This is a genomic window from Chromohalobacter sp. 296-RDG, assembly GCF_029889885.1.
GTDB lineage: Bacteria > Pseudomonadota > Gammaproteobacteria > Pseudomonadales > Halomonadaceae > Chromohalobacter.
On sequence record NZ_JARANY010000274.1, the window covers coordinates 1 to 882 of the forward strand.

An 882-nucleotide genomic window follows, 5' to 3' on the forward strand; every position below is an offset into this window, starting at 1 on the left:
CCTGGCGATCATCGTCGAAACCGAGCTATGGCCCAACCTGCTGGCAGCGTGTGAACGCCAGCACGTGCCCGTGATCGTCGCCAACGCTCGACTCTCCGACAAGGCCTTCCAGAGCTATCGTAAGGTGGCGCCGCTGCTGCGTGGCGCACTGGGCGCGGTGAGTTGGCTCGCGGCCAAGTCGGCCTCGGATTTCGAACGTTTCACGGCACTGGGCTTACCTGCCGAGCGCGGTGAGGTCGTGGGCTCGATCAAGTTCGATCTACCCATCAATGCCGAGTTGCGAGATGAGGGTGAGCGCTTACATACCCAGTGGGGCACGCAATTCGTATGGGTGGCAGGCTCGACCCATGCGGGAGAAGACGAGCAGGTGCTCAATGCCCATGCCCGGCTACGCGAACGCGACCCGCAGGCCTTGCTGGTGTTGGTGCCGCGCCATCCGCAGCGCTTTTCGGCGGTGGCCGAGCTCTGCGAGGCACGCGGCGAGCGTCTCGCGCGGCGTTCGCAAGGTGAAACGCCCAATGCTGAGACGAGTATCCTGCTGGGCGACACCATGGGCGAGCTGATGCGCTTCTACGCCGCGGCGGACGCGGCCTTCGTGGGCGGCAGCCTGGTACCCATCGGCGGGCATAACCTGCTCGAACCCGCCGCGCTCGGCGTGCCTGTGCTTACCGGGCCGTATCTGGAGAACTTTCAGGACATTGCCGAGACTCTGCGCGAGGCCAAGGCACTGTGCGAGATCGACACTGCCGAGGCCCTAGGTGAGGCCTTGGTGACCCTCGCCGACGACCCCGACCAGCGCCGCCGACTGGGTGCCGCCGGCGAAGCCGTGGTAGCCGCCAATCGCGGCGCGCTGGAAAAGACGCTGGCAGGCATCGCGGCGCG

The 882-nt window shown here is 66.4% G+C and carries 1 protein-coding gene; it reads left to right on the forward strand.

Annotation, left to right across the window (positions count from 1 at the left end; all coding sequences use genetic code 11):
* Positions 1 to 882: 3-deoxy-D-manno-octulosonic acid transferase (locus tag OP495_RS18975; protein ID WP_280571241.1), on the forward strand; the 882-nt coding region annotated here is incomplete at both ends.